This window comes from Phytohabitans sp. LZ39 (assembly GCF_059359075.1).
Map to the genome: position 1 here is coordinate 108,956 of NZ_JCADBM010000006.1, position 24,626 is coordinate 133,581.

The following is a 24,626-nucleotide window of genomic DNA, read 5'->3' on the forward strand; positions in this document are numbered from 1 at the left end:
CGCCGCGGTGCCGCTGGTGGCCACCCTCATGCCATGGGTGGCGGCGAACGCGCTGATCACCGTCGCCACCACGCTGCTCTGCACGGAGCTGCACGCACGCTTCACCTTCGGCGCCGGCCGGCGCGCGCGATGGCACGAGCACCTTCAGTCCGCCGGCTCGGCCACCGCCGCCTACCTGGTCACCTCCGCTGCTGTCCTCCTTCTGCACGCGGTGCGGCCATCCGCCGGCATCCGCTGGGAGCAGGCCGTCTACCTCGGCGCCTCCGCGCTGGCCGGCATCGGCCGGTTTCTGGTGCTGCGCCTGTACGTCTTCGCCCGCGGCCGCACCCCAGCACCGCCCCCCGGCTCCGCGCCACCCCGGCCGCCGCGGACCCGCCGGGCCGAGATCGCCGCGGGCCTGGCAGCGGACGGTCGGGGCCCCGAGCGTGCCGCCTTGCCGTTGCGGCTCGGCCGAGGTTCGGCGATAGTCGACGGATGGGCGATGGTGATCATCTGGCGGCGTTGCTCGACGAGCAGGCCGCGTTCTATCGGGCGGTCGCGCCCGAGTACGACGACCACGCGCTCCCGCTTCCCGGCGGTGGTGAGCTGGTCGAGGCGCTGGACGCCTTCCGGCCTGCCGGCAGCGTGCTCGAGCTCGCCTGTGGTCCAGGCACCTGGACGAGCCAGCTGCTGCGACACGCCACGGAGCTCACGGCCGTGGACGCCTCCGCCGAGATGCTCGGCATCGCCGCGGCAAAGGTGGGCCCGCGGCGGGTGCGATTCGTGCTGGCAGACCTGTTCGATTGGCGGCCGGACCGTCGCTACGATGTCGTGTTCTTCGGGTTCTGGCTGTCGCACGTTCCGGCCGAACGCTTCGCGTCGTTCTGGTCGCTGGTCGCCGACTGTCTCCAACCGGACGGACGGGTGTTCTTCGTCGACGACGGGTATCGCACGGACGAGGAGCTCATCGAGGGGGAGCGTTCCCCGGTGATTCAACGGCGGCTCACGGACGGGACGGCCTATCGGATCCTCAAGGTCCCGCATTCGCCGGCGGACCTCGAACGACAGCTGGACCGGATCGGTTGGCGCATCAAGGTACATCCGACCGCCGGTCCGTTCTACTGGGGCAGCGGAAACCGCCCGGAGCAGGCCGCCTAGCCAGGGGAACGGCCAACAGGCGATGAAACACGTCGGGTTGGGTACTTGCCGCGTATGTTCGACGGTTTCATCGACACGCGGGTCGGGGTGGGGGAGGTGGAGCTGCGGGTCCGGTATGCCGGGCAAGGGCTTCCGGTTCTGCTCATTCACGGGCATCCGCGTACCGGGTCGACGTGGCATCGTGTCGCTCCACGGCTGGTGAGTCGTGGCTTCACAGTCGTCTGCCCTGACATGCGCGGTTACGGGCAGTCCGGTAAAGCGGAGCTTCGTGCGGACCACCTCCAGCAGTCCAAGCGTGCGGTGGCCGGAGACATGGTCCGGTTGATGGCGGAGTTGGGCCATTCGACGTTCGCCGTGGTTGGCCACGACCGCGGCTGCTACGTGGTGTTACGTCTGGCGCTGGATCATCCCGGCGCGGTCAGCCGGCTGGTGGTCATGGACGGTGTGCCCATCAGCGAAGCCCTCGCCAGATGCGACGCGAGGTTCGCCCGAGACTGGTACCACTGGTTCTTCTTCGCCCAGCCGGACAAGCCGGAACGGGCCATCGCCGCCGATCCTGACGCCTGGTACGACAGCGCGCGGCCGCAGACCATGGGCGTCGAAAACTACCGCGAACTTCGGGAAGCCATCCACGACGAAGCCACCGTGCGGGCGATGTTGGAGGACTACCGCGCCGGTCTCGGCGTCGACCGCGATCATGAGGAAGCCGATCGGCGTGCCGGTCGCACCGTCCGTTGTCCGACGCTGTTTCTGTGGTCGACCCGTGACGACATGGAGGATCTCTACGGCGATCCGCTCGCTGTGTGGCGGTCGTGGGCTCCGGACCTGCGGGGCGAGCCGATTGAGTCCGGACATCACGTTGCCGAGGAAAACCCCGACGACCTGGCGGCGGCGCTGCACCGCTTCCTCGCGTAGTGAATTCGGTACGAGTTCGTGCCGGCCGCGGGGATGATGTTGGCATGACTGGGATCGATACCCTCCGCCTGGCGGTGGTGCCCGCGCCCGAGGATGCCAGGGGTGGCTTTCAGGTCGAGGTCTACGTCAACGGCACCGAGATGACGTCGGCGGGCGCGGGTCTCGGGATGGACCCGTACGACTTGCTGATTCCCACGAACCGGCTTCTCGCCGGCCCCCGGCCGCGGACGGTGCCGATCGCCCGGTGCACCTGCGGCGTGTACGGCTGCGGATCGACCGACGTGACCATCAGCGCTGACGGCGACCTGGTGCACTGGGAGTGGCTGCTCGAGGTGCCCATGCGGCGCGGTGTCTCCTTCCGGACCGCTCAATACGAGGCGGAAGTGCGGCGGGCGGCCGGTGACCATTCCTGGGAGACCGCCGAGCGGACCGCCGGGCGACTCGTCCTGACCCACGTGGACCGCGATGTGCTGCGGACTCACAGCCTCACCGTCAGTTGGGTGGCCAATCACTATCGTGACCCTGAACTGTTTCGGGTGGCCCTCCGGTTGGACGACGACTATCAGATATTCGTCGATACCCCCTGGCGCGGCCGCCGCCCCGTAGAGCTGGCCGACGACGTTTGCGAGACTCTCGCACGTGGGCCGAGCACATGGCGGGCGAGCTGGCACGCCATCAAGCCGGCGCTGCCTGGGCCGCCCACGATCGCGCCTCGCTCATGGCGGCAGGAGCAATTTCTGTGACGGCCGGCGACGAACCGGACGCCACCGGGTGGGCGGCCTTCGGCCGCCCACCCGGGCCAGCGCACTAGCAATGGCCGCAGACCGGATTGGGATCCCCCTCGGACCGGCGTTGGAACGGCTTGTTGACAAGTTCGTCGTCGACGGACGTGGCCCACACCTGGACCGGCGAAGTCGAGCTCTTTCGGGTCACTTTGACGCACGCGATCCGCACGTCGTAGTCCGTGACGACACAGATCCCCAGCTCTGGGAGCGGCTCGACCAGCATCATGTTGGAGAAGGCCGTCCTGTCCCCAAATGAGTACCAGTGCATGTCCTCGTCGTTCAGGGTCCCGTGGGGCAGGCCCGCGATGTAGGCCGCGTATCCCCACCGCGGCCCCGGGTTGTCGGGCGACACACCGCAGTCCAGATATCCGGTCAATGTGATGTAGTCGCCGCCGGTGGCTTCCGCGTGCTCGATGGCTCCGGAGAAGCACGGGATGCGCTCCCATCCGGGATCCGCCGCCGCGGGTGAAGCGACGACGAACAGCGTGACGAGCACGGCGGCCAGCACGGTCAAGTATTTCAATGGTTTCCCCCATCGATGATGTCGGCGGGTGTGGATAGGCCGGGTGGTGTCGCCGCGTTCAGTGCGCCGAGTGCGAGGCCCAACTGGAAGCGATTGTCGACGCCGAGACGGTCCATCAACCCCCGCAGCGTGTAGGTGAGCGAACGGGTGGACATGCCGAGCTGATGCGCGGAGGCGGCGTCGGTATGCCCCTTGGCGAGCAGCGCGACGATCGCTTTCTCCCGCGATGTCAACACGATCGCGGGTACGCCGTTTCGGCTCGGGTCCACCGCGTTTCCCCAATGGCGGACGAACAGCCTGACGAGCGAATCGACCGCGGCTCGGTCCACGACTTCCCACGTGCCACGGTCCAGGTCGAAGGGCTCGACGGCCAGGAGCGCCACCCGCCGGTCGAAGATCATGAGCTTTTGTGGCAGCCGCGCCGCCTCCCGGTACTCGCCGCCGAGCCGACCGAACTCGATCGCGTGCTGCGCCGAGCGGTCGCCGTCCGCGGGCGGGCGGCTCAGCGTGCGCATCCGGACGCCGCGACGCAGGGCCGCGACATCCAGCGGCGCCCCGACGGCCAGCTCGTCCGTGCTGAAAACCTGCTCGGGCTGCATCGACAGGTGCTCGACCCGCTCCACGGCCGCCAACTCGGCTATGCGCCGGCGGCGGGACTCGCGGTCCGGCAGGAGCCGCGCCGGAAGCGTGAGCCGCTCGAACGGCTCAGTATCGGCGCCGGTGGCCGCGGCGGCGCGCCGGAACGCCTGCCGCCGCAGGGCCGTCACGACCGCGTCCGCGGGCAGCGCCCGCCAGGCCGAGGCGTCCGTGCCGTGCCCCGACGGCTCGCGCTCCACCTCGACGATGGCGACGGCCAGCAACTCGTCTAGCGCGGCCCGGACCCTCCGCATCCCCAGGCCGAGCTCGACCGCGACCTCCCCGGCGGTCTGCGGCCCGAGGGTCAGCAGACACCGATACACCAAATCGGCGTCCGCCGAGACACCCCAGCGGACCAGCGCCGGTACGGCCTTACCAATGGCGAGCACCCCCGTTTTCCTGCCTGCCACGTACGACCCTCCCCCGAACCGACAGACCTCGGTACGCAGCGATACAAGCACTGGAGTACGACGATGTCTGCATTCCTGAAGGATCATCACAGAATTCATTGCTAGATTCCGCAACTAGCGCGGCCCTCGACTTGTCGTGATCGGGACTGCGGCGGCGGGGGAGGGGATAGAGGATGTGCTGATGTCCGTCGGCCTGCCGCGTCCGCCCATGATCGATCGGGATCACGAGTTGGGCATGCTGCGGCAGGCGTATGCGAATGTCGTGGGTGCCGGTTCGGGGCATGTGGTTCCGATCATTGGCGATGCCGGGATCGGTAAGACGATGCTGTTGCGGAGTTTCGTCGCCGAGCTGGGCCAAGAGGCGGGTCCGAGTCCGCCGTGGGTGGGATTGGGGCATTCCACCAGGCATCGCGAAGGCTACGGTCCACTCGCCTCGGCGTTGCGCACCCTGGCCGAGCGGGAGCAGCGTGCCGGTCGCGTCAGTCGGTTGGGCAGGCTGGTGTGGGCGGTGGCGCCGAAGGTGATCGCCGCGGTGCCCGCCGTCGGCAGCATCCTCGGCGCCACGATCGAGGCGGTGCAGGCCGAGCGTGGCGCGAGTCGTCACCCGGCGACAGCCCTCGCCGACCAACTTGTCGACCTGGCCCACCGGCTGGCGGCGGAGCGGCCGCTGGTGTTGGTGCTCGACGATCTTCAGTGGATGGACGAGGACAGCGCGGCGTTGCTGTTCGACATCATGCGCCGGGCGAGTGACGATCCGGTGCCCATGCTGCTCGTCGCGGCGTACCGACCGCACGGCGCGACGAGCGACGTGATCGAGCGGATCGTGCGTGACCTGTCGCGGTTCGTTACGACCACGCGCCTAACTCTGGGGGGTCTGGGCGACCGGCATGTGGCGGAGCTGGTGCGACAGCTGACCGGGTTCGCTCCGCCGTCGAGCTTGTCCCGCTGGGTGGGTGTCCGCACCGGAGGAAACCCGCTCTATCTCGGGGAGTACCTGTACGCGCTGACCCACCGCGGGTTTCCGGACCCGACCACGTGGACCGAGTCGTCGGTGCAGGACGCGATCCGCGGCCTGGACGAGAGGAGCCTGCTGCTGCCCGAGCGGCTCGAGGCGGTGCTCAACGAGCGGCTCGACGGGGTGCCCGAGGTCGACCTCCGAGTGCTGGAGGTCTGCGCCGTGTTGGGCCCGCCGATGCGTCCGGACGACATCGCCGAGGTGGCGGAGCTGCCACTGTCAGAGGTGCGTGGTGCCCTGCGCCGGCTGTGCCGCGGGCGGGCGATGCTGGTCAGCGGTGACGGTCCGCAGAGTGGCAGCTACGCCTTCGCCGTCAACCTGCTGCAAGACCTGCTGCTCGCCCGCGTCTCCACCGACCGGTACGACCACGCGTATCTGCACGAGCGCTGTGCCGAGCTGCTGGAGCGGCAGGGAGGTCACACGTTCGGCGGCTACCGGGCGATGGCCCACCATTGGTACGAGGCCGGCCAGGTCGAACATGCCCTGATCTGTGTTCACCGTGGGGTAGAAGCTGGTGTGCGCCAAGGCCTGAGGCGCTCGACGCTGGCCCTGGCGGAGGCGGCGCGGACGTGGACCGCGAATGACGGGACGATCGCCCTTCGCGCGTCGGCCGAGGTCGCGGTGGCCCGCGCGTTGAACTACCTCCAGCGCTTCGACGACGCCCGCGCCGCGCTACAGGCCGCGCAAGCGCTCGGTGAGCATTCCGATCCCGTGGTCCGGGCCGACATGCTGATGATGGCGGGCATCGAGTCGAACGCGAATCCCGACTTCGCCCGTCCCGAGCTGATCCGCTCGGCGGTCGAGCTGATCCGCCCCATCCTCGACCGGGCCGCCCATCCGGTCGTGGACCGGTACCGCCGCAACGTGCTGCTCCGTGCGCTCGAAAGCACCGCGATCGCCGCGACGCGCGCCGGTGACTATGCGATGGCGGCCGCGACGCTCGACGAGGCCGACCACGCGGTGAGCGACACACCGGTGCCGGACTATCCCGACCAGCCGGCGGTCCTCGCCCAGCTGCGCGGCGAGCTGCTGGCCGAACAGGGGCGATGGGCAGAGGCGATCCCGCACCTGCGCCGGGCTCTGCGGTACGCGCTTGAGCTGCGTTCACCGATCCGGGAGGCCGCGGCCCGCGGGTGGATCGGGCTGTCCGCCTGCCATCTCGGCGACGAGGAGCACGGGCTACCGGAGCTGCGTGTCGCGCTGGCGTTGGAACGCGACCAGCTCGAAAGCCTCGAGGGGACGGGCAAGTGGCTGTTCCAGATCGGCGAGTTCTTCGCCGGCCAGGGACGTTACGAGGAGGCGGCGGAGGTGCTCTGGCTGGCCGAGCCGCTGTTCGACGAGCTCGGGCACGCCCGCCTCGGCGAGGTACACGAGCTGCTCGACACTGTGCGCACGGCGTGGGGCGAGGCGGGGTACAGCCAGGCGGCCGCGGTCTTCCGCCCCGCCGAAAGCTCGTGGGCGACGCTCGCCGGGCATTGGGGACTCGGCCCGTTCGTCAAAGACCCGGCCAATCCGGTACTCGGGCCCCGCGAGCGCCCGATCCGCGGTGTCGCTGTGTTCAATCCCGCCGCGTGGGCGGACAGCGGCGGCGTAACCCTGCTGTGCCGGGTGGTCGCCGCGCGACCTTCGGCGGGCGGACTACCGCCACCGTCGATCATCACCGCGGTGACGAGCGCGGACGGCCGCCACTTCGACCATTGGCCGGGGAGCCCCGTCCTCGTCCCGGAACAGCCGTGGGAGCTGCCCGGCGGATGCGAAGACCCGCGGTTGGCCTGGATCAATGGCCGGTACGTCATGACCTACACCGCCTACGACGGCGAGGTCGCCCGGGTCGCGATGGCGTTCTCGCACGACCTGCGGCGCTGGCAACGCGCCGGCCTCGTGTTCTCCGACGAAGACTGGCTCAACTGGTTTCCGGCCGCCGACTTCCCCGACACGCCGCAGGGCTGGACCAAGTCGGCGGTCCTGCTACCCGAACCCATCGACGGGCGATGGTGGATGTACTTCGGGGACACCCACATCTGGGCGGCCTGGACGAAGGACCAGGACCTGCGGGGCTGGCGCGTGGTACGCCAACCCGTGCTGTCGCCCCGCCCGGGTCGGTTCGACGCCAGGCTGGTCGAGCCGGGCCCGGCTCCGGTCCGCACCGCCGAGGGACTGGTCCTGGTCTACAACGGCGCGGACACCGGGCTGCGGTACGCGGTCGGGCAGGCGCTGATCTCGCCCACCGACCCCACGCGGGTCCTACGCCGCGGCGGCGGCCCGATCCTCTCCGTCACCGACGACGCCGAACGCGACGGCGCGGTACCCGACGTCGTCTTCGCCAGCGGCCTGGCGAACCACGGCGGCCAGTGGCTGTTGTACTTCGGCATGGGAGACGCGTCCGTCGGCGTCGCCTACGCCACAGCCTGATCAAGATTGCGGGAAGGGTTTACGTGGACGGTACATGTGAGTCAATCGGCGTCGACTGGAATCCGATCGGCTCGGCCGGACTGCACTCACAGTTGACCGGAGTGGTCGCCAGCCTCGTTTTCGCCGGGATCGTCGTGATCCTTGAACGTCGATCACCGACAAGGCGGTCCTTGGAGGCCCTGGCTCTGTTCGTCGTCGGTTTCTTCACGTTCGCCTTGGACAGCTTCTTCTTTGCCGTCGTGGCCGGCGAGAGGACATGTGCGCGGGCCTGGACGGAGACCATGATCGCGGCTGGGCTGCTCGGCTTCGGCGCTCTTGGCCTGTTCGCCGGTGTCGCTTGGCTTCTCCGTGCCCACGGCGAGTCCGACTCGATGCCTTTTCGGATCACACGGGTCGTCGCGTACGCGCTCGCCGTCATCGTCGTCGGGCAGCTGACCGTGACGGCTCGCGACTACCTGCGAGACGTCACAGGGGACTCATATCCAGGCTGGATCGGCTGGCTGCTGAACAGCTGCTTGGCGTTGAGTGTCGTCGCCGTCGCCGCTCACGCGGCCTTCAATCGACGCATCCGTCATTTGGCCCACCGCGCGGTCGAACTGGCCGCATACGTATCGATAGCGTATATCGTGATCTGCGCGGCTGTGTTCGGAGTGCTCACAGGCTTGGACAAGAGCTACTGGGAGGGCGGGACCAGACCGACGATGTATGTGCCGGTCACGCTGATTTCGATCATTGTCCCGACGTTGGTTGTCATGATCCAGCTGATGGCTTTGCCGCACCACGACAGCGGCTCGCTCCAGCCCGTCACGCCCGACGATCACGATCCAGCCGCGAGTGGCCCGGCCGCACCGGACGAGGGCCAGAAACGCGACGCGGGCCAGGCCGGCCCGGTATCGGCGCAGAGCGGCGCCGACCGGCCAGCGGCGCCGTCTTCTCCGGCGGACGACCGGAGCGACCCGTAGCAGGTCCTCGTCCAGCGACGGTGCGAGCCGGGGCGGGGCCTCCGGCACCGCAAGATGTCCGAACCCGGCTCGGCCGAGGAACAGCCGGCCGGAGTTCCCGCAGTTTTGGCTGGTCGAGTGGCGGGTAGCTGACGGTCATGGCAACCAACGGTGAAGTGGTTCTGGTCGGTGGACCCCGAGACGGCGACGTCGTGGAGGCCGGCGGCGCCGGCTTGGTCGAAATCGAGGTCGGCGGCATGGTGCACCGCTACATCCCCACCAAGCAAACGCGACCGGTCGGCGAGGTCGACCTCCTGGCCTACAACTACGACGGAATGGTGAACCCGGCCGGCGCCGAAGACGGCGTGGAGAACGCCGAGACGCGGATGGCGTCGCCGCGCGCCGACGAGAACCGCTAGGCGTAGGTCAGTTCGATGCCAGAAACCGGTCGGTCAGGGCGGCGACCTGCCCGCCCGCGGTGGTGACCGCGTTGTGGGCGGCGCCGGGCACGGTGGCGATTGCCGTGTCCGCCCGTTCGCGGACGCCGTACTCCTCGGGGAATGAAAGGCAGGTGGCGGTTGATGCCGCTCTTGGGGGGTACACCCGCTGCACAACCCAGGTCCGCGGCCGCGGGGAGCTGGACGTGGATCCGGGTCAGGACAGAGGTGACCATGAACCAGCAATCCACCGCCGTCGTTGCGGGGTTTCGTGCCCGTGCGGCAGCTATCGGGCGCAGGTACGCTCCGCGGGAGCGCCGTCCGTTGGCGGGTTATGTCGCCTCGATGGCCGGGTTCACCGTGGCCGCGGCCGGGTTCGCCGGCCTGGTGCGGGCTACCGGCCGGCGGCTGCCGGAACGGCCGGCGTTGGCCGACGTCGTGCTGGTGTCGATCGCGACGCACAAGCTGAGTCGGCTGCTGACCAAAGAGGCGGTGACCAGCCCGCTGCGGGCGCCGTTCACCCGGTATCAGGGACCGGCGGGCAGCGCCGAGCTGCGCGAAGAGGTCCGCGACGACGGCAGCGCTACCCGGCACGCGGTCGGCGAGTTGGTCAGCTGCCCGTTCTGCATGGCTGTGTGGGTGGCTGGCGCGCTGACCGGTGGGCTGGTGCTCGCACCTCGAGCCACCCGGCTCGTGGCCACGATCATGACGGCGGTCACCGCCTCAGACTTCCTACAGTTCGCGTACGCGGCTGCCCGGCGCAGCGAGCAACATGACTGAGAGGCGGGGTCGACGTCTGGCGGATGTGCGTTCGTCGGTGTTGGCCGCCGGTCTGGTCGGCGTCGCGGTGATGGCGGCGGTGGACGAGATCGTGTTTCACCAGCTTCTTGGCTGGCATCATTTCTACGACCGGTCCACGCTCTCGGTGGCGCTGCTGTCGGATGGGCTCCTGCACGCCGGGGAGCTGCTCGCCTTGGTGGCCGGGGCGTTCTGGCTGGCCGACCTGCGCCGGCTGGGGGTGTTGCACCGGCTGGCCGCGTGGGGTGGCTTTCTGGCCTGCGCCGGCGTGTTCCAGCTTTTCGACGGTCTGGTGGATCACAAGGTGCTGCGCGTGCACCAGATCCGCTACGGCGTACACCTTCCGCCCTATGACCTGGCGTGGAACGCCGCCGGGGCGCTGCTGCTGGTAGTGGGTCTCGTGGTGATCGGGCGTGCGCGGTCCGCGGGGCGGCGCGGATACGGCCCGCAATGAGCGTGGCGGCCCACGCCACGCACGCCGGCGCGGGTGGTGGTCCCTCGGCCGGTGTCTTGCTGCTCCTTGCCGGCCTTCTCGCGGGCGGTTACCTGCTGACGGTCGCCCGGCACCGGCGTCCCTGGAGCCGGTGGCGAACCGGCGCGTGGCTGGCCGGTTGCGCGGTCGTCGCCGCCGCGGCGGTCGCGCCGACCCCTCACGTGAACGGGGATCCGCGGGCGCACATGGTCCAGCATCTGCTGCTGGGCATGCTGGCGCCATTGGGGCTGGTGCTGGGCGCCCCGGTCACCCTGCTGCTACGCGCCGGTCCGTCGCCGGTGCGGCGCGCGCTGGTGCGGATGTTGCGCACGACGCCGGTGCGCGTGCTGGCCCACCCGGTGACCGCGGCCGTGCTGAGCACCGGAGGGATGTTCCTGGTGCTGCTGACCCCGTTGTACGCGGCGGCCGAGCATCACGAGCTGCTACACCACGGCGTCCACCTTCACTACCTGGCGGCCGGATACCTGTTCGCCTGGGCCATCGCCGGTGCGGACCCGGCCCCACGCCGCCCGGGCCTGCCGGCGCGCGCCGTCACGCTCGTGGCCGCGGCCGCCGGGCATGCGGTACTCGCCAAGTACCTCTACGCCCACGCCGAAACCCTGCCTCCCGGTGCCGGACACGACGCCGACGCCATGCGCACCGCCGCCCAGCTGATGTACTACGGCGGCGACGTCGCCGAGCTGCTGCTGGCCATCGCCTTGTTCGCCACGTGGTACCGGCGCGTCCCGCGGTCACATCCGCTTCCCGCGGTCCCGCTCCACCTCCGAACGGGCTTCCGTACCGCGCACCGCCACTAAACCGTGCCAAGGCCGGGTGGTTTGCGCCGTTTATTCGCTGCCGGGTGGGGAAAGCGCCTGCCACGTTCTTTTGGGAGGTGTCAACAATGGCCACGAGATCCGGATCCGCCGCCGCGGATCAGATCCACGCCAGACCGCTCGTCAGCACCGTCGCCCTCGCGGTCGCGATAGTGTTTCTGCTGGTCGGCATCCTGGGTTTCATCCCGGGCATCACGACCAACTTCAGCGACATGCAGTTCGCCGGTCATGAGTCCGAAGCCAAACTGCTGGGCGTGTTCCAGGTGTCGATCCTGCACAATATCGTCCACCTGCTATTCGGCATCGCCGGGCTCGCACTCGCGCGTACAGTCTCCGGCGCCCGCCTTTACCTGATCGGTGGCGGGGCCGTGTACGCCGTGCTGTGGCTTTACGGCCTGGTGATCGACCACGGCAGCGGGGCCAACTTCGTGCCGCTCAACACGGCCGACAACTGGCTGCATTTGGGGCTGGCCGTCGGCATGATCGCACTTGGCCTGCTGTTGTCGCCGCGCCGCGGTACCTCGCGAGCGTGACGGAGCCGCGGGCGCTGTGAACGAGCCGGGCGACGCCGCTGAGACGTCGCCCGGCCGTGGTGGTCATTCGTTGTCGCGTAGTGCTTCGGCGAGTTCGTCCTTGGTCATGGTGGAGCGGCCCGGTATTTCGGCTTCCTTGGCCATTTCGTAGAGCTCGGTCTTTGTCGCCTGTCCCAGGTCCTCACCCGATTCGTCGCCGAGCAGTTCGGTGCGCGCCTGTTCGAAAGCGGCTCCGAGCTGTTCGAGGGTGGCCTGGTCCACCGCTTTGCGCAAAGCGGGCAGGATCTTCTGTTCCTCTTCTTCGACGTGGTGGCGCACAGCGCCGACGAAGGCTTGGAAGGCCTCGTCGAAGTGTGGCGACACGGTGAGGTTGCGGGCCTTGCGCAACAGGTGCTCGGCTTCGTGGTGCTCGTGGTGGGCGTGTTCGACGTCCTCCTCTTCTCCGGGTTGAGCCTGGACGATGGCCGGGTATACCTCGGCCTCCTCCGCGCGGGAATGCGCGGCCAGCCGGACGTTGATCTGCTCGATCAGGGCGTCCCGATCGCCGTCGCCGGCGGTCACCCGGTCGAAGAGGGCCTCGAGAGCGCGGTGGTCCTTTTCGATCAGCGTTACCGCATCGTCAGCCGCCATGGTGTGCTCCTTACCGCGTTGGGGGATTGGGGGTCAGTCGGCGGCGCTCCGGATGGCGTCGCGGATCCGGTCGACGACGGCGAGCGGGACTCCGGCCACGGCGTTCGCGGTCGCCGACTCCGTACCGGGATGGGGGCGGGTCGGTGCGGCGGCCTCGGCGGCGCGGACGGCGGTGGCGAGCTGCCGCAGCCGGTCGGCGGGCACGTGTTGGCGTAGCCGGGGAAACTCGTAGCGTTCCTCGTGCCGGGCGTGTGCCAGCACGCTGGTGCGCAGCAGCAGCACGCCCTCGTCGAAGCCGTCCGCGTCGACGCCGCCGTCGATCAAGACCTTCAGGGTCTCCTTGGCCTGCCGCTCCTCCGCCAGGCGTTCGTCGATGACGGCGTCGTTGTCGCCGGGCAAGGTGCGGCTCAGCGGGTGGACGACCTCTTCCTCCGCGGTCTCGTGCACCGCCAGGAGCCGGACCAAGTCGTTGAACGCCTCGGCCCTGGCCTGGCCGGTGCTGCCCGCGACGAGCAGGAACAGCTCCTCGATCTGGGCGTGCTGGGTCAGCAGCAGGCTGACCACGTCTTCGTTCGGACCGGGAGTGGCCGGTTTTTCAGGCACGGCGGTCTCCTTCGGCGACGCGCAGCGACTCCACCGGGTGCGGTCCCTCGGTCTCGATGCGGTACTCGTCGCCGAACTGCTCCCGGTGCATGTCGATGACCTGCTCGCTGGGCGGCTTCTCGCCCGCGTGCAGCTGCTCCTGCATCCACTCGAACCGTTCGTGCGCCTCACGGACGTAGCCCTCGCCCAGCTTGTTCAGGTCGATCTGGGTCGCCAGCAGGTTCCGCAGGAACTGCTTGTTCGGCTCGAACAGCAGCGGCTCCGGCACGCCCACCGACCCGACGATCTCCTCCGGCTCCCGTCCGTCGTGCCGGCGCAGCAGGTCGGCGGCCTGCTGGAGCTGGCCCAACTCCATCTGTAGGTGCAGCTCCCACACGGCCTTGATCCGCGGGTCGCTCTCCTGCTCCATGAACGAGTGGTAGAGCCAGCACTCGTTGTACTCGTGGGTCAGCAGCCGCTCCCACCAGTTCTCACCGGCGTCCAGCAGCGACTCGTAGTGCGTGACGTGCTCCTGCTCGATCAGGCTGATCTCCTGGTAGAGCTGGCGGGCGATCGGCTCCATGTACTGCGGGCCGACGTTCATGTAGTAGATCGCCACCTGCTGCTCGGCGGAGAGGATCGTCAACGCGTTCAGCTTCGACTGCGGGTTGACCGAGTCCTTGTCGTACGGCGCACGGACCTCGTCGAACGGGTGGCGGTGCTCGGCCGCGGTCGGGCGGCCCGGCATCACCTCGGTCAGGGCGTCCACGACCTTCTCCGCCTTGCGGCGCTCCACCATCTCGTACAGGTTCGCGTACCGGTACAGGTGGTCGAAGTCCTCCAGCACGCCGAACTCGTACGCCTGCCGCAGGTACGGATCAGGCTCGTGCCGCGCCACCCACGCGGTCAGGTCGACCGCCACCTGCTCGTAGCCCAGCGTCGTCTCCAGCACGCTGGCCAGCCCGGGCAGCAGCCAGTTGACCACCCGCTGCTGCTGGTTCTCCACGTACCGCGTGTAGGCCAGCTGCCGGCGCACCTCGTCGTCCGGGCAGTTGCGGGCGAACTGGTGCGAGAACAGGATCGACTCCACCTCGATCCCGTTCATCGTGATGATCCGGCACCGCGTGTACGGATCGACGGCCTCCGGGTCGATCGGGTCGACGTTCAGCTCACGCCACGACCGTAACTGCTGGTCCAGCGCCAGACCTTTGTGCTCCAGCGGATTGAACATGTGGCCTCCCTCGATGGACGTGGGGGCCGCGTACCCGAAAGATGCCCCACGAAACGACGGGGGCCATTTCATCTAATCGAAGCCGTCGAAGGCATAACGTGCCCAGGTGAGCGGCGGTGTAGGCTGCTTCCGCGAGCGGGCCGATGCCGGTCTTCCATCCCGGTTCTGTGGAGGCTTGCCATGGCCGACAACTGGCGTGCGCGCGTGCGTCCGCGCAGGTTGCTCCGTTTGGATGGCCGGCACCCCCACGTTCCGCCGCCGGAGCTGTCGATGGATCCGCGCGGGGTGGCCGATACCGAGCAGGCGGCGCCGGTCGAGGAGAGCGTCGTCACCTCGGCCATCTACTCCCGCGGCCGGCGGGTGGAAACTCCACCGACGCTGGCACAGACGTACGAGCGGCTGCGCGAGACGCCGGACGGGATCGCGTGGATCGGCCTGTACCGGCCGGCGGAGGCGCAGCTGCTGACCGTGGCCGAGGAGTTCGGGCTGCACGAGCTGGCCGTCGAGGACGCGATCGTCGCGCACCAGCGGCCCAAGCTCGAGCGGTACGGCGACACGCTCTTCGTGGTCCTCCGCGCGGCCCGCTACCTCGACGACGTGGAAGAGGTCGACTTCGGCGAGCTGCACCTGTTCGTGGGCCGCAACTTCGTGCTCACCGTGCGGCACGGTGCGGCGCCGGACCTGCCGGCCGTGCGGCGCCGGCTGGAGGCGGATCCGGAGCTGCTGGCGCGGGGCCCGGAGGCCGTGCTGTACGCGATCCTGGACGCCGTCGTCGACGGATACGCGCCGGTGATCGCGGGCTTGCAGAACGACATCGACGAGATCGAGACGCAGGTGTTCGGTGGCGACCCGAAGGTGTCCCGCCGCATCTACGAGCTGTCCCGGGAGGTGGTCGATTTTCAGCGGGCCGCCCGTCCGCTGCTGGACATCCTGGCCGGGCTGACCGCGGGGTTCGACAAGTACGGCACGGACGACGAGCTGCGCCGCTACCTGGCGGACGTCGCCGACCACGCCACCACCGCGGCTGAGCGGGTGGACGGCTTCCGGCAGATCCTCGCGGACATCCTCACGCTCAACGCGACGCTTGTCTCGCAGGCGCAGAACGAGGAGATCCGCCGGCTCACCGTCGCCTCGTTCGCGCAGAACGAGGAGATCAAGCGGGTCTCGGCGTGGGCGGCGATCCTGTTCGCGCCGACGCTGATCGGCACCATCTACGGCATGAACTTCGACCACATGCCGGAGCTGCACTGGGCGTTCGGATACCCGTTCGCGATCGCGCTGATGGCGTTGACCTGCGTCAGCCTGTACGCGGTCTTCAAACACCGCGGCTGGCTGTAGGGCCGAGGCGCCCGCCCCCGGCCGGCGGGCGCCCGCGAGGCTGCTACTTCCAGGCTGGCTTGCGCTTTCGGATCTCCTGCTCGCGCCGCCTCGCCGCGTCGGTGGGAGCGGCGCCGCCGGCGGACGCCAGCGCGCCCGGCATGATGTCCGGGTTGACCCCGCCGGTGCCGACCACGAAGCCGACCACGTCGAGGACGACGTGGGTGAGCTGGCTGGTGTAGACCGAGATGGCGGCGTCCGGGCTCGGCCAGCCCTCGCCACTCGCGGTGAAGACGAAGTTGGACAGGTTCTCGTTGGGTGAGTAGTTGATGCTGGCGACGCCCGGACGCGCGCTGCCGTAGGCGTGCACGGTCAGGTAGCCGGCGGCGCCCTGACCGGTCACCGTGGCGTTGAGCAGCACCGCCTCCGGGAAGAACGCGATGTCGCCGAGGTCGACGTACATGGTCTGGCCCTTCAGCAGCCGGCCGGCGCTGTCCAGCGCCGAGCTGTTGAGGATCCGAGTGCGGCCGGCCGCGCCGCGGGTGTCGACCACGCGGGTCGGGACGACCGGCACGGTGGTGGTCGAGTTGAAGTCCGTGTGCACCTGATAGGAGTGTGTCTGTTCCTGGAACGCCTGGATCGACACCCAGGGGATGCCGAGCCGGTCGGCGCTGAGCGAGCCGGCCGGTGCCTCGTCGTAGAGCGAGTCGCTGAGCGGTCGGAGACGCAGCGACGGGCCCGCGCCGCCGCCGCCGGTGCCGACGGCGTCCTCGAACGTGTTGAACAGCTCCAACGTCGGGGCGTTCGGGCCGTGGCTCCTGATCACGGTCGTGCCCCCGGCCTCGTTGACCCGTCCCTGGAGGACCGGTTGGCCGTCGTCCGCCCGGGCGGGCGTCGCGGCCACCGCGCCCGCGACGCCGGCACCCGCGGCACCCGCCGCGAGCGTGCCCATGCGGCGCAGCAGCCGCCGCCGGTCGGTGGGCTCGTCGATTTCTGCCATGGCAACCACCTCTTCGGGGTACGAAGGCTCATCGGCGTGAGCCCCTTGAAATACCAGGTCAGCACCGGTTTCGGTTGTTTGGTAGCCGGTCCCGGCGGTAAACAACGGCGGTTCCCCGTCACCTGTGCCGGACCCCGCCGCGCCAACCCCGCGTACCCACCGCTCGGCCGCGACTTGCAAGGGCTGCGGGATAGCGTGATCCGCAGGCCGTATGCTCGCCGCTGTGCCGGCTCCCGTCGCCCCCTTACGTACGCCCGATTTCGACCCTCTCGCAGCTTTTCCTGAGGCTCGCGCGCTCCGCGACGCCGCGAAGGCGCACGACTGGTGGACGGTCGACGCCGGCCTCGCCCGGTTCACGGACCCGGCCGTGTACCTGGACGCACTGCGCGGCGTCGCCAGGGTGACCGACCGGGGCTTCGTCGAACAGGTCTTCGCCCACAACCCGACCTCCGCGCCGGCCGGGACTCTGCTGGCGTGGCGGCTCGTCGAGGACGGTTGGGCGATCCGCACGGGCGGCTGGGCCCGGCACGTCAGCGCCGAGCAGTGGAAGGGGTTTCACGAGCACCTGCACCGGGCCGAGCAGATCCTCATCGAGGTGACCGCGCGGCATCCCGGCTACGCCAGCGGGTGGGTCGAGCGCCTGCACACGGCGCGGGGCCTCAGCCTTGGCCAGGCCGAGGCGCGGCGCCGGTACGACGCGGTCATGAAGGTGGCACCGCGGCTGCACCAGGCACAGGCCGCCATGGTCCAGCAGCTGTGCCCCAAGTGGAGCGGCTCGTACGAGGCGATGCACCGGTTCGCGGTCGACTGCACCAAGGCCTCGCCGCCTGGCTCGGTAAACGGTGCGGTGGTCGCCGACGCGCATATCGAGCACTGGCTGCTGCTGGATCGCGATGACGGCGAGCAGGCCGCGGCGACGTACCTGCGGCGTCCGGAGGTCCAGCAGGAGCTGCTGTGGGCGGCGGGGCATTCGGTGCTCAACCCGGCCTGCCGGCCGGCGGTCGGCTGGGTGGAGGCGCACAGCTCGTTCGCGATGGCGTTCAGCCTGGCCGAGAACTACCCGGCCGCGGCGGCGCACTTCAACGCGCTCTACGCGCACGGCAACCTCGCCGCCGAGTCGCCGTGGGACTACCTCGGTGACGGGCCGACCGAGTTCGTCGCCCACCGCGACCGCGCGTTCCAGAACGGGTTCCGCAGATGATCCGGGAGACGTCGGTCGACGGGGTACAGACGCTCCTGGCGCCGAAGAGCGGCCCGCTCATGGCCGGCCTCACCTTCCGGGTGGGGCGGGCCGACGAGACTCTCGCCACGGCCGGCGTCACCCACCTGCTCGAACACCTCGCGCTGTTTCACCTCGGCCTGAGCGACTACCACTACAACGGCGCGACGGGTTCGGTGGTCACCCACTTCCACATGGAGGGCTCCGAGGAAGACGTGGTCAGGTACCTGGCCGGAGTGTGCGATGCGCTCGGCAACCTGCCGGTGGGGCGGCTGGAGACCGAAAAGGACATCCTTCGCACCGAGGCGGCCGGACGCAGCGTGGGGGTTGCCGACTCCATGCCGCTGTGGCGCTACGGCGCGCAGGGCTACGGCCTGGTCAGCTACGACGAGATGGGGCTGTACAGGCTGAGCACCGACGACGTCCGTCGCTGGGCCGCCACATGGTTCACCCGCCAGAACGCCGTGTTGTGGATCACCTCGGCCCAGGTGCCCGCGGGTCTGCGCCTTCGCCTTCCCGAAGGCGTCCGCCGGCCGGTGCCCCGGCCCTCGTCCGCGCTGCCGACCACGCCGGCGTACTTCAACGAACGCGTGAACGGCGTCGTCTTCGACACCGTGGTCCGCCGGCGGATGGCCGCCTCGATGTTCTCGGCGGTGCTGGAGCGGGAGATGTACCGCAGCCTGCGCCAGGAGGGCGGCTACTCCTACGTGACCAGCACCAACTACGAGCCGCGCGGCGACGGCTTCTGCACCGTCACCGCGCTCGCCGACGCGCTGCCCGACAAGCAGGACGCGGTGCTCGGCGGCTTCGTCGACGTGCTGGCCAGGCTCCGGGTCGGTCGCATCGAACAGTCCGATCTGGACAGTGTGCGCGCGAAGGTGGAGGAGATGCTGCGCCACGAGGACTACGGTTGGGCGCGGCTTCCGACGGCGGCTATGAACGCGCTCACCGGATATCCCAACCCGGCCGTCGAGGCCCTGGTCGACGAGGTACGCGGCGTCACGGTCGACGACATAACAGCGGTGGCGGTGGAGGCGACCGGCGCCGCGCTGCTGCAAGTCCCGGCTGGGCTCAACGCGCGGTGGGCCGGCTACACACCCGCCCCGACAAGCTCCACGGCCGCGCTCGCCGGGCAGCGTTACGCGTCCCGGCAAAGCGACGACATCGCGCTCGTCGTCGGCGCCGAAGGGGTCAGCGTCGTCCACGCCGACGGCGTCGCCGCCGTGCGCTACGCCGAATGCGCGATCGCCGTGGCCTGGCCCGACGGCGGCCGCCAACTCATCGGCCTCGACGGCGTTTCGGTGCGCGTCGAGCCCACGCTGTATCACCTGCCCCCGGGCCTGATCGCGCACATCGACGCCAGCGTGCCCCCGGCCAACGTGGTGTGGATGCCCGCGCGGGATCCGGGCGCGATCCCGCAGCCGCCCGCACCCGCGGCGCCGCCGCCGGCCGTCCCGGCGAAACGGCCGGCCCAATGGTCACCCGGCGCCGTGGTACTGCTCGTTCTGGCCACGATCACGGCGGCGCTGACGGCGCTGTGCGGCGCCGCGGTCGCCAGCGCCGACCCGCAGAACCCGGACGACGCGATCCTGCGCGACCCAGTGGCGTACGCCATGCTCGGCTGCACGCTGGTGACGACGATCGCGTTCGTCCTCGGGGCCGCGTTCGTCTGGCGGCGGCACAAAGCCGCGCTCCAGTAAGGGGACCCGCGTAGGCTGGCGGGAATGGATCAACGGTCGCGGGAAGGGGACCGGTACCGCTCGCGAGCGCTGCACCGGGGGTACACCGCGGCCTGGGTGCTCCTCGGGCTCGGCCCGCCGGTCGTCGCGGTGTGGGACCAATCCGCCGCCACGCGGTACTCGTCGCTGGCTTTGCTGGCCACGCTCGGCGTGAGCTATGGGATCGTCCAGGTGTTCCCGGGCAATCCCGTGCTGCGTCCGCCCGCGTACCTCGGGGTGCTGGCTCTCGGCCTGGGTGGGATGTCGTACCTGCTCGGCGGTGGCGCTGCCCTGTTCATCGCGACGCTTCCCCAGTTCTGGCTCCTCGCGCGCGGCCCGCGGAACGCGGTAGCCGTCAGCGGGGCCGCCGCCGCGCTGACCGTGGCCGGCGGCGCCCTGCGGCACGGGCTGGTCACCGGCAACGCCTTGTTCACCGTCCTCGGCTACGCCGTCGGTGTCGGGCTCGGGCTGCTCGTACACCGGATTCTCGACGAGAACGCCGCGCGCACCGACCGGTTGCGCGCCGAGCTGGCCGCCACCCAGCGGCGGCTGACCGAGGCGCACCAGCGTCAGGGCGCCGCCGACGAGCGTGAACGGATGGCCCGGGAGATCCACGACACCCTCGCGCAGGGCTTCGCGTCGATCGTCGTACTGGCCGAGGCCGCCCGCGCGGGCCTGGCGACCGCGCCGGACCGCGCCGCCCGCCAGCTGCTGTCCATCGAGCAGACCGCCCGGGAAAACCTCGCCGAGGCGCGCGTGCTCGTCGGGTCCGCACCCCCGAGCGGCACCGTCGCGGGCTCGATCGCCCAGACGCTGCGCCGGACCCTGGACCGGTTCGCCGAAGACACCGGGCTGGCCGTCGACGCGGACCTGCCCGATCTCGCATGCGACCAACCGACCCGCATCGCGCTGCTGCGCTGCACCCAGGAGTCGCTGGCCAACGTCCGCAAACACGCCGGCGCCACGACCGTGGGCGTCGTGCTGGCGCGCCGGCCCGACGGCATCGACCTGGAGATCACGGACGACGGGCGCGGCTTCACCGTGGCGACATCCCAGGGTTTTGGCCTCGAGGGCATGCGCAAGCGCCTGGCCGAGCTCGGCGGCGAACTCGTCGTCACCAGCTCTCCCGGCGAAGGCACCCGGGTCCTCGCCACGATTCCCACCAACGGCCAGGGGTGACATGACGGACGACAAGGTCCGCATCGTCGTCGTCGACGACCACGCGGTCATGCGCGCCGGGGTCGTCGCGCTGCTCGCCTCCGCACCGGGCATCGAGGTCGTCGCCGAGGCGGCGAACGGCCGGGAAGCGGTCGAACTCGTCGAGCGGCTCCGGCCCGACGTGGCGCTGGTCGACCTGCGGATGCCGGTACTCGACGGGGTCGAGGCGACCACCGAGATCGTCTCGCGCGGGCCCGGCACCCGGGTGCTGATCCTCACCACCTACGAGACCGACGCGGACATCGAGCGGGCGGTCGAAGCGGGCGCGATCGGCTACCTCCTCAAGGACACCACGCGCGAGCAGCTCGTCGACGCGATCCGTGCGGCGGCCCGGGGCGAGACCGTGCTCGCGCCGCGGGTCGCCCAGCGGCTGGTGGCCCGGATGCGGCAACCCGCCCCGGTGGCGCTGACGGCGCGGGAGGTGGACGTGCTCAACGCCGTGGCGGACGGACTGTCCAATGCGGACATCGGCCGGCGGCTGGTCATCGCGGAGGCCACCGTGAAGACCCACCTGCTGCGCATCTTCGCGAAGCTCGACGTCAGCGACCGCACCCACGCGGTGGTCGTCGCCCTCGAACGGGGCCTCATCACCCGCCCGCTCCCGTAGTCGTCATCCGGCCTGAGCGAGCGCCGCGTCGCGTCGCGGGTGCGCCCGCGCGCCGCCGTGGAGGTGGGCCAGGGCCAGCGCCGAGGGCAGCAGCGGCAGCCACGTGGCCAGCAGCCGGTATCCGAGCACCGCGGTCACGGCGGTCTGCGGGTCCGCGCCGACTCCGGTGAGCGTCAGACCGAGAAGGATGTCGAGGCTCCCCACACTGCCCGGTGACGGCACCAGCGCGGCGGCCGCACTGGCGGCGAGGTACGCGACGAGGACGTCCAGCACCGGCAGCGGCCGGCCGATCGCGTGCAGCACCGCGGTGACGGTGACCGTGTGCAGCAGCGGCCCGGCCGCCGAGCCGCCCCACAGCAACAGTGCCTGCCGCCGGTCCGTCAGCGTCGCGCGCACGGCGGCGACCTGTTCGCGCACGCGGGCCCGCAGCACCGAGCCACGCGCGCTGGCAAGGACCCACGCCACCGAGCCCACGACAGCCGCGGCCACGACCGACAGCACCAGTACATGCGGCGTGCCCAGGTCGGGACGGCAGACCGGCAACCGGTCGGGCGCGATCAGGCACAGGCTCACCAGAGCCGTCGCGTGGATGATCGCACCCGCGACGCTGGTGAGCGCCAGAGCGGTGAACGCGTCGGGGGCGGAGAGGCCACGCCGGCGCAGGAACCGGTGTGAGACGAGCGCGGCGCCGAGCCCCGCCGGCAGGAAAGCGTTGACGCAAACGCCGGCGAGCTGGCTGACGAACAGCTGGCGGCGCGGCAGCGCAAGCGCCACAGCGCCCTGCTGGCTGGCCGCCCCGGCGGCGTAGGTCAGCGCGATGGCGCAGGCGCCCACGGCAAGCCACGTCAGGTCGGCATTGGCGAGAGCACGCCCCGCGGAGACCAGCGACGGCCATTTCCAAATCGCGTAGCCGACGACCGCGGCGGGCGGCAGCAGGGCCAGAAGCATTCGGCTTCTCATAGCATTCATGCTGGTCGCCGCCGTGCCGCCGCCGACAGGCTCGACCGATGGAACCCGGCGTCCACCGGTCGATGGACGCGCCCCCGGCCGGCATGCCCCGCCATAACCGCGTGCCGGCATAGGGTGGGTCCGGCCGGTCTGGATGATGGGAGCCGCACCGATGGACACGCTGGGCCGGTTGGGTGAGGAGTACTTCCGCCTGCATTTCGCCGGCGATCCGTTCCAAGCCGCCGTCTTCGGCGTGCCCGGATACGACGCGGAGGTGCCCGACCCGAGTCGGGCCGCGGCCGAGCGGCGGCAGGCCGAGCTGGCCCGGCTCGCCGCGGAGCTCGCCACCGTCGACCGCGACGCCCTCGACCGGGAAGACCGGATCAGCCACGCGATCCTGAGCCGGCTGCTGCACGACGAGCGGCAGACCCTGCGCGGCGGTGTCACCGAGGTCGCCGTCACCGCCAGCATCGCCGGGCCGCTGGCACAAGTGGTGTCGACCGTGCCGGTGGGGACCGGTTCCGGCGAGGCGTACCTGGCCAGGCTCGAGAAGCTCAGCGGCTTCTTCGACCGGCACGCCGAGCGGTACCGGCAGGCGGCCACCGACGGGCGGTTTCCCACCGAGCTCGGCGTACGCCAGGCGATAGCCCAGGTCGACGCCTACCTCGCCACGCCTGTCGACCGCGACCCGCTGCTGCGCCCGGCGGCCGGACCGGACGCGCGCGTCGCCGAGGTCGTCGCTTCGGGGGTACGTCCGGCGCTGGCCCGCTTCCGGACGGCGCTCGCCGAGCACCTGCTGCCCGTCGGCCGGGCCGCTGAGCGCGTCGGGCTGTGCCACGTGCCCGGCGGCACCGACGCCTACCTCGGCCTGGTCCGCGCCTACACGACGACCGAGCTCGGGCCGGAGGAGATCCACCAGATCGGCCTGGACCTGGTGGCGGAGTTGCGAGAGGAGTTCGCCGAGCGCGGCGGCCGGACGCTGGGGACCAGCGACGTCGACGAGGTGCTCGTGCGGCTGCGCGAGGATCCCGGGCTCCGGTTCGGCGCCGCGCGGGAGATCGTCGACACCGTGACGGGCGCCCTGCGGCGGGCCGAGGAGGCGGTCCCGGACTGGTTCTCCAGCTACGACATCGCGCCGTGCGTGGTGCGCGAGATGGATCCGGCCGAGGCGGAAAACTCGGTGCTCGGCTACTACGTCGCCCCCGCCGCGGACGGCTCGCGCCCCGGCGCGCACGTGGTGAACACCTACCGGCCCGACCTGCGGCCGCGGTTCGAGTACGAGGTGCTGGCCTTCCACGAGAGCGTTCCCGGGCACCACCTCCAGATCGCGGTCGCCCAGTCCCGCGACGACCTGCCGCGGTTCCGGCGCTTCGCGTTCTTCGACGCGCACGGCGAGGGCTGGGGGCTGTACACCGAGCGACTTAGCGACGAGATGGGCCTGTACACCAACGACCTGAGCCGGCTCGGCATGGTGTCGTTCGACGCCTGGCGGGCGTGCCGCCTGGTGGTCGACACCGGCATGCACCACCTCGGCTGGTCCCGCGAACACGCCATCGCCTACATGCGCGTCAACACCGCGCTGTCGGAGACCAACATCGCCAACGAGGTCGACCGGTACATCGCGATGCCAGGGCAGGCACTGGCCTACATGATCGGGCGCCTGCGCATCCGCCAGCTACGTGACCGCGCCCGCGCCGCGCGCGGCCCGGCGTTCGACATCCGCGCGTTCCACCACGAGGTGCTCGCCCACGGGCCGCTCCCGCTGGACACGCTGGAAGACCTGCTATGAAGCTTCCGGAGTCGGGGTGTCTCGCCCTTCGTGAGTGGCTGTAGACATATTTGCCCATGTCCGCGTCACCTGTGGACCGTATGCTCCCGCGGGCACCGCTCCCGGCCGGCGGCTCGCAGGGCGAGCCGAGACCCCCGGCCGTCCACTGCCGGGCCCGCGGTGCAAGCCCCGGCCTCCGTCCTCTCGCAGAGATGCCACGAAGCGCATAACCATGCGACCCATACAGACCCCCTCGGCACACCGTCGTGGTCCCGACCGCTGCTCCCGCGGCCTCACTCACCCGCCGCTGGTCACGTCCACCCGCCCCGGTCCGCCCCGGCCCGGCCCGGCCCGGCCCCAAGAGGGCAGCCCTCTTGGGGATGAATTCTGTGAAGGGCTCCCATATACCCGTCCAGACGGGAATTTGGGAGGCCGTTGAGGACCGGTGGGCCGCGGCGGGGTTGGGCTTGGCGCGCGGAGCCGGCAGGGGAGGCCGGGGGTTTCGGCGAGCGCTGCGAGCCGCCGGCCGCAGCGGACT

The 24,626-nt window shown here is 70.5% G+C and carries 24 protein-coding genes; 16 read left to right on the forward strand and 8 right to left on the reverse strand.

Annotated features, from left to right (window positions below; genetic code table 11):
• The first annotated feature begins 501 nt into the window (after nucleotides 1-501).
• The 3 genes from AC5L36_RS14195 to AC5L36_RS14205 are packed head-to-tail and all read left to right on the forward strand — an operon-like array spanning nucleotide 502 to nucleotide 2,795.
• Nucleotides 502-1,137 carry a class I SAM-dependent methyltransferase gene (locus AC5L36_RS14195; protein WP_494908168.1) on the forward strand — a complete coding sequence of 212 codons (636 nt, stop codon included), beginning with the start codon at nucleotides 502-504 and terminating at the stop codon, nucleotides 1,135-1,137.
• Between the two features lie 54 nt (nucleotides 1,138-1,191).
• Nucleotides 1,192-2,052, forward strand: coding sequence for an alpha/beta fold hydrolase (locus tag AC5L36_RS14200; RefSeq protein WP_441218813.1), 861 nt, complete (start codon nucleotides 1,192-1,194; stop codon nucleotides 2,050-2,052).
• 44 nt (nucleotides 2,053-2,096) lie between these two features.
• Nucleotides 2,097-2,795: a hypothetical protein gene (locus AC5L36_RS14205; RefSeq protein ID WP_441218815.1), complete on the forward strand. Its 699-nt coding sequence runs from the start codon at nucleotides 2,097-2,099 to the stop codon at nucleotides 2,793-2,795.
• 64 nt (nucleotides 2,796-2,859) lie between these two features.
• On the opposite strand, the gene AC5L36_RS14210 is transcribed toward AC5L36_RS14205, so the two are convergent.
• Both AC5L36_RS14210 and AC5L36_RS14215 read right to left on the reverse strand, forming a co-directional pair.
• The gene (locus AC5L36_RS14210; protein WP_441218817.1) at nucleotides 2,860-3,351 is read right to left on the reverse strand and encodes a hypothetical protein; all 492 of its coding nucleotides are present in this window, start codon (nucleotides 3,349-3,351) and stop codon (nucleotides 2,860-2,862) included.
• Nucleotides 3,352-3,356: 5 nt separating this feature from the next.
• Nucleotides 3,357-4,406 carry a LuxR C-terminal-related transcriptional regulator gene (locus AC5L36_RS14215; RefSeq protein WP_441218819.1) on the reverse strand — a complete coding sequence of 350 codons (1,050 nt, stop codon included), beginning with the start codon at nucleotides 4,404-4,406 and terminating at the stop codon, nucleotides 3,357-3,359.
• A 208-nt stretch (nucleotides 4,407-4,614) separates the two neighbouring features.
• Between AC5L36_RS14215 and AC5L36_RS14220 the strand changes: the two genes are divergently transcribed.
• The 3 genes from AC5L36_RS14220 to AC5L36_RS14230 all read left to right on the forward strand — a co-directional run bounded on the left by AC5L36_RS14220 (nucleotide 4,615) and on the right by AC5L36_RS14230 (nucleotide 9,193).
• Nucleotides 4,615-7,833 (forward strand): glycoside hydrolase family 130 protein, encoded by a 3,219-nt coding sequence (locus AC5L36_RS14220; protein ID WP_441218821.1) that lies wholly within the window; start codon nucleotides 4,615-4,617, stop codon nucleotides 7,831-7,833.
• A 23-nt stretch (nucleotides 7,834-7,856) separates the two neighbouring features.
• Nucleotides 7,857-8,795, forward strand: coding sequence for a hypothetical protein (locus AC5L36_RS14225; RefSeq protein ID WP_441218823.1), 939 nt, complete (start codon nucleotides 7,857-7,859; stop codon nucleotides 8,793-8,795).
• 137 nt (nucleotides 8,796-8,932) lie between these two features.
• A complete protein-coding gene (locus AC5L36_RS14230) occupies nucleotides 8,933-9,193 on the forward strand; it encodes a hypothetical protein (RefSeq protein WP_441218825.1) in 261 nt (86 codons plus the stop codon).
• A gap of 7 nt (nucleotides 9,194-9,200) precedes the next feature.
• Here the strand turns inward: AC5L36_RS14230 and AC5L36_RS14235 are convergent, their stop codons facing one another.
• Nucleotides 9,201-9,377, reverse strand: a complete 177-nt coding sequence (locus tag AC5L36_RS14235; RefSeq protein WP_441218827.1) for a hypothetical protein — start codon at nucleotides 9,375-9,377, stop codon at nucleotides 9,201-9,203.
• Between the two features lie 68 nt (nucleotides 9,378-9,445).
• Between AC5L36_RS14235 and AC5L36_RS14240 the strand changes: the two genes are divergently transcribed.
• The 4 genes from AC5L36_RS14240 to AC5L36_RS14255 all read left to right on the forward strand — a co-directional run bounded on the left by AC5L36_RS14240 (nucleotide 9,446) and on the right by AC5L36_RS14255 (nucleotide 11,850).
• Nucleotides 9,446-9,991 (forward strand): DUF1360 domain-containing protein, encoded by a 546-nt coding sequence (locus tag AC5L36_RS14240; RefSeq protein ID WP_441218828.1) that lies wholly within the window; start codon nucleotides 9,446-9,448, stop codon nucleotides 9,989-9,991.
• Between the two features lie 37 nt (nucleotides 9,992-10,028).
• Nucleotides 10,029-10,463 carry a DUF2243 domain-containing protein gene (locus AC5L36_RS14245; RefSeq protein WP_494908252.1) on the forward strand — a complete coding sequence of 145 codons (435 nt, stop codon included), beginning with the start codon at nucleotides 10,029-10,031 and terminating at the stop codon, nucleotides 10,461-10,463.
• Nucleotides 10,460-11,299: a cytochrome c oxidase assembly protein gene (locus tag AC5L36_RS14250; protein WP_441218832.1), complete on the forward strand. Its 840-nt coding sequence runs from the start codon at nucleotides 10,460-10,462 to the stop codon at nucleotides 11,297-11,299. Before AC5L36_RS14245 ends, AC5L36_RS14250 begins: the two co-directional genes overlap by 4 nt.
• A gap of 86 nt (nucleotides 11,300-11,385) precedes the next feature.
• A complete protein-coding gene (locus AC5L36_RS14255) occupies nucleotides 11,386-11,850 on the forward strand; it encodes a DUF4383 domain-containing protein (RefSeq protein WP_441218834.1) in 465 nt (154 codons plus the stop codon).
• A 63-nt stretch (nucleotides 11,851-11,913) separates the two neighbouring features.
• Here AC5L36_RS14255 and AC5L36_RS14260 read toward each other — a convergent pair whose 3' ends face one another.
• The 3 genes from AC5L36_RS14260 to AC5L36_RS14270 are packed head-to-tail and all read right to left on the reverse strand — an operon-like array spanning nucleotide 11,914 to nucleotide 14,293.
• A complete protein-coding gene (locus AC5L36_RS14260) occupies nucleotides 11,914-12,480 on the reverse strand; it encodes a hemerythrin domain-containing protein (protein ID WP_441218836.1) in 567 nt (188 codons plus the stop codon).
• Between the two features lie 33 nt (nucleotides 12,481-12,513).
• Nucleotides 12,514-13,083, reverse strand: a complete 570-nt coding sequence (locus AC5L36_RS14265) for a hemerythrin domain-containing protein (RefSeq protein WP_441218837.1) — start codon at nucleotides 13,081-13,083, stop codon at nucleotides 12,514-12,516.
• The gene (locus AC5L36_RS14270; protein ID WP_441218838.1) at nucleotides 13,076-14,293 is read right to left on the reverse strand and encodes a hypothetical protein; all 1,218 of its coding nucleotides are present in this window, start codon (nucleotides 14,291-14,293) and stop codon (nucleotides 13,076-13,078) included. Before AC5L36_RS14270 ends, AC5L36_RS14265 begins: the two co-directional genes overlap by 8 nt.
• Nucleotides 14,294-14,563: 270 nt before the next feature.
• On the opposite strand from AC5L36_RS14270, the gene AC5L36_RS14275 reads away from it, so the two are divergent.
• Nucleotides 14,564-15,631: a magnesium and cobalt transport protein CorA gene (locus AC5L36_RS14275; RefSeq protein WP_441218839.1), complete on the forward strand. Its 1,068-nt coding sequence runs from the start codon at nucleotides 14,564-14,566 to the stop codon at nucleotides 15,629-15,631.
• Between the two features lie 43 nt (nucleotides 15,632-15,674).
• Here the strand turns inward: AC5L36_RS14275 and AC5L36_RS14280 are convergent, their stop codons facing one another.
• Nucleotides 15,675-16,610, reverse strand: coding sequence for a hypothetical protein (locus AC5L36_RS14280; RefSeq protein WP_441218841.1), 936 nt, complete (start codon nucleotides 16,608-16,610; stop codon nucleotides 15,675-15,677).
• A 223-nt stretch (nucleotides 16,611-16,833) separates the two neighbouring features.
• On the opposite strand from AC5L36_RS14280, the gene AC5L36_RS14285 reads away from it, so the two are divergent.
• The 4 genes from AC5L36_RS14285 to AC5L36_RS14300 are packed head-to-tail and all read left to right on the forward strand — an operon-like array spanning nucleotide 16,834 to nucleotide 21,372.
• Complete coding sequence (locus AC5L36_RS14285; protein WP_441218843.1) at nucleotides 16,834-17,811, forward strand: hypothetical protein; 978 nt, start codon at nucleotides 16,834-16,836, stop codon at nucleotides 17,809-17,811.
• Nucleotides 17,808-19,529 carry a peptidase M16 family protein gene (locus AC5L36_RS14290; RefSeq protein WP_441218845.1) on the forward strand — a complete coding sequence of 574 codons (1,722 nt, stop codon included), beginning with the start codon at nucleotides 17,808-17,810 and terminating at the stop codon, nucleotides 19,527-19,529. The genes AC5L36_RS14285 and AC5L36_RS14290 overlap by 4 nt, the downstream gene beginning before the upstream one ends.
• A gap of 24 nt (nucleotides 19,530-19,553) precedes the next feature.
• Nucleotides 19,554-20,726, forward strand: coding sequence for a sensor histidine kinase (locus tag AC5L36_RS14295; RefSeq protein ID WP_441218847.1), 1,173 nt, complete (start codon nucleotides 19,554-19,556; stop codon nucleotides 20,724-20,726).
• Nucleotide 20,727: 1 nt separating this feature from the next.
• Complete coding sequence (locus tag AC5L36_RS14300) at nucleotides 20,728-21,372, forward strand: response regulator (protein WP_441218849.1); 645 nt, start codon at nucleotides 20,728-20,730, stop codon at nucleotides 21,370-21,372.
• Between the two features lie 3 nt (nucleotides 21,373-21,375).
• On the opposite strand, the gene AC5L36_RS14305 is transcribed toward AC5L36_RS14300, so the two are convergent.
• Nucleotides 21,376-22,332, reverse strand: coding sequence for a lysylphosphatidylglycerol synthase transmembrane domain-containing protein (locus AC5L36_RS14305; protein ID WP_441218851.1), 957 nt, complete (start codon nucleotides 22,330-22,332; stop codon nucleotides 21,376-21,378).
• A gap of 160 nt (nucleotides 22,333-22,492) precedes the next feature.
• Here AC5L36_RS14305 and AC5L36_RS14310 point away from each other — a divergent pair, with 160 nt between their 5' ends.
• Nucleotides 22,493-24,109, forward strand: coding sequence for a DUF885 domain-containing protein (locus AC5L36_RS14310; RefSeq protein WP_441218853.1), 1,617 nt, complete (start codon nucleotides 22,493-22,495; stop codon nucleotides 24,107-24,109).
• Nucleotides 24,110-24,626 lie beyond the last annotated feature (517 nt).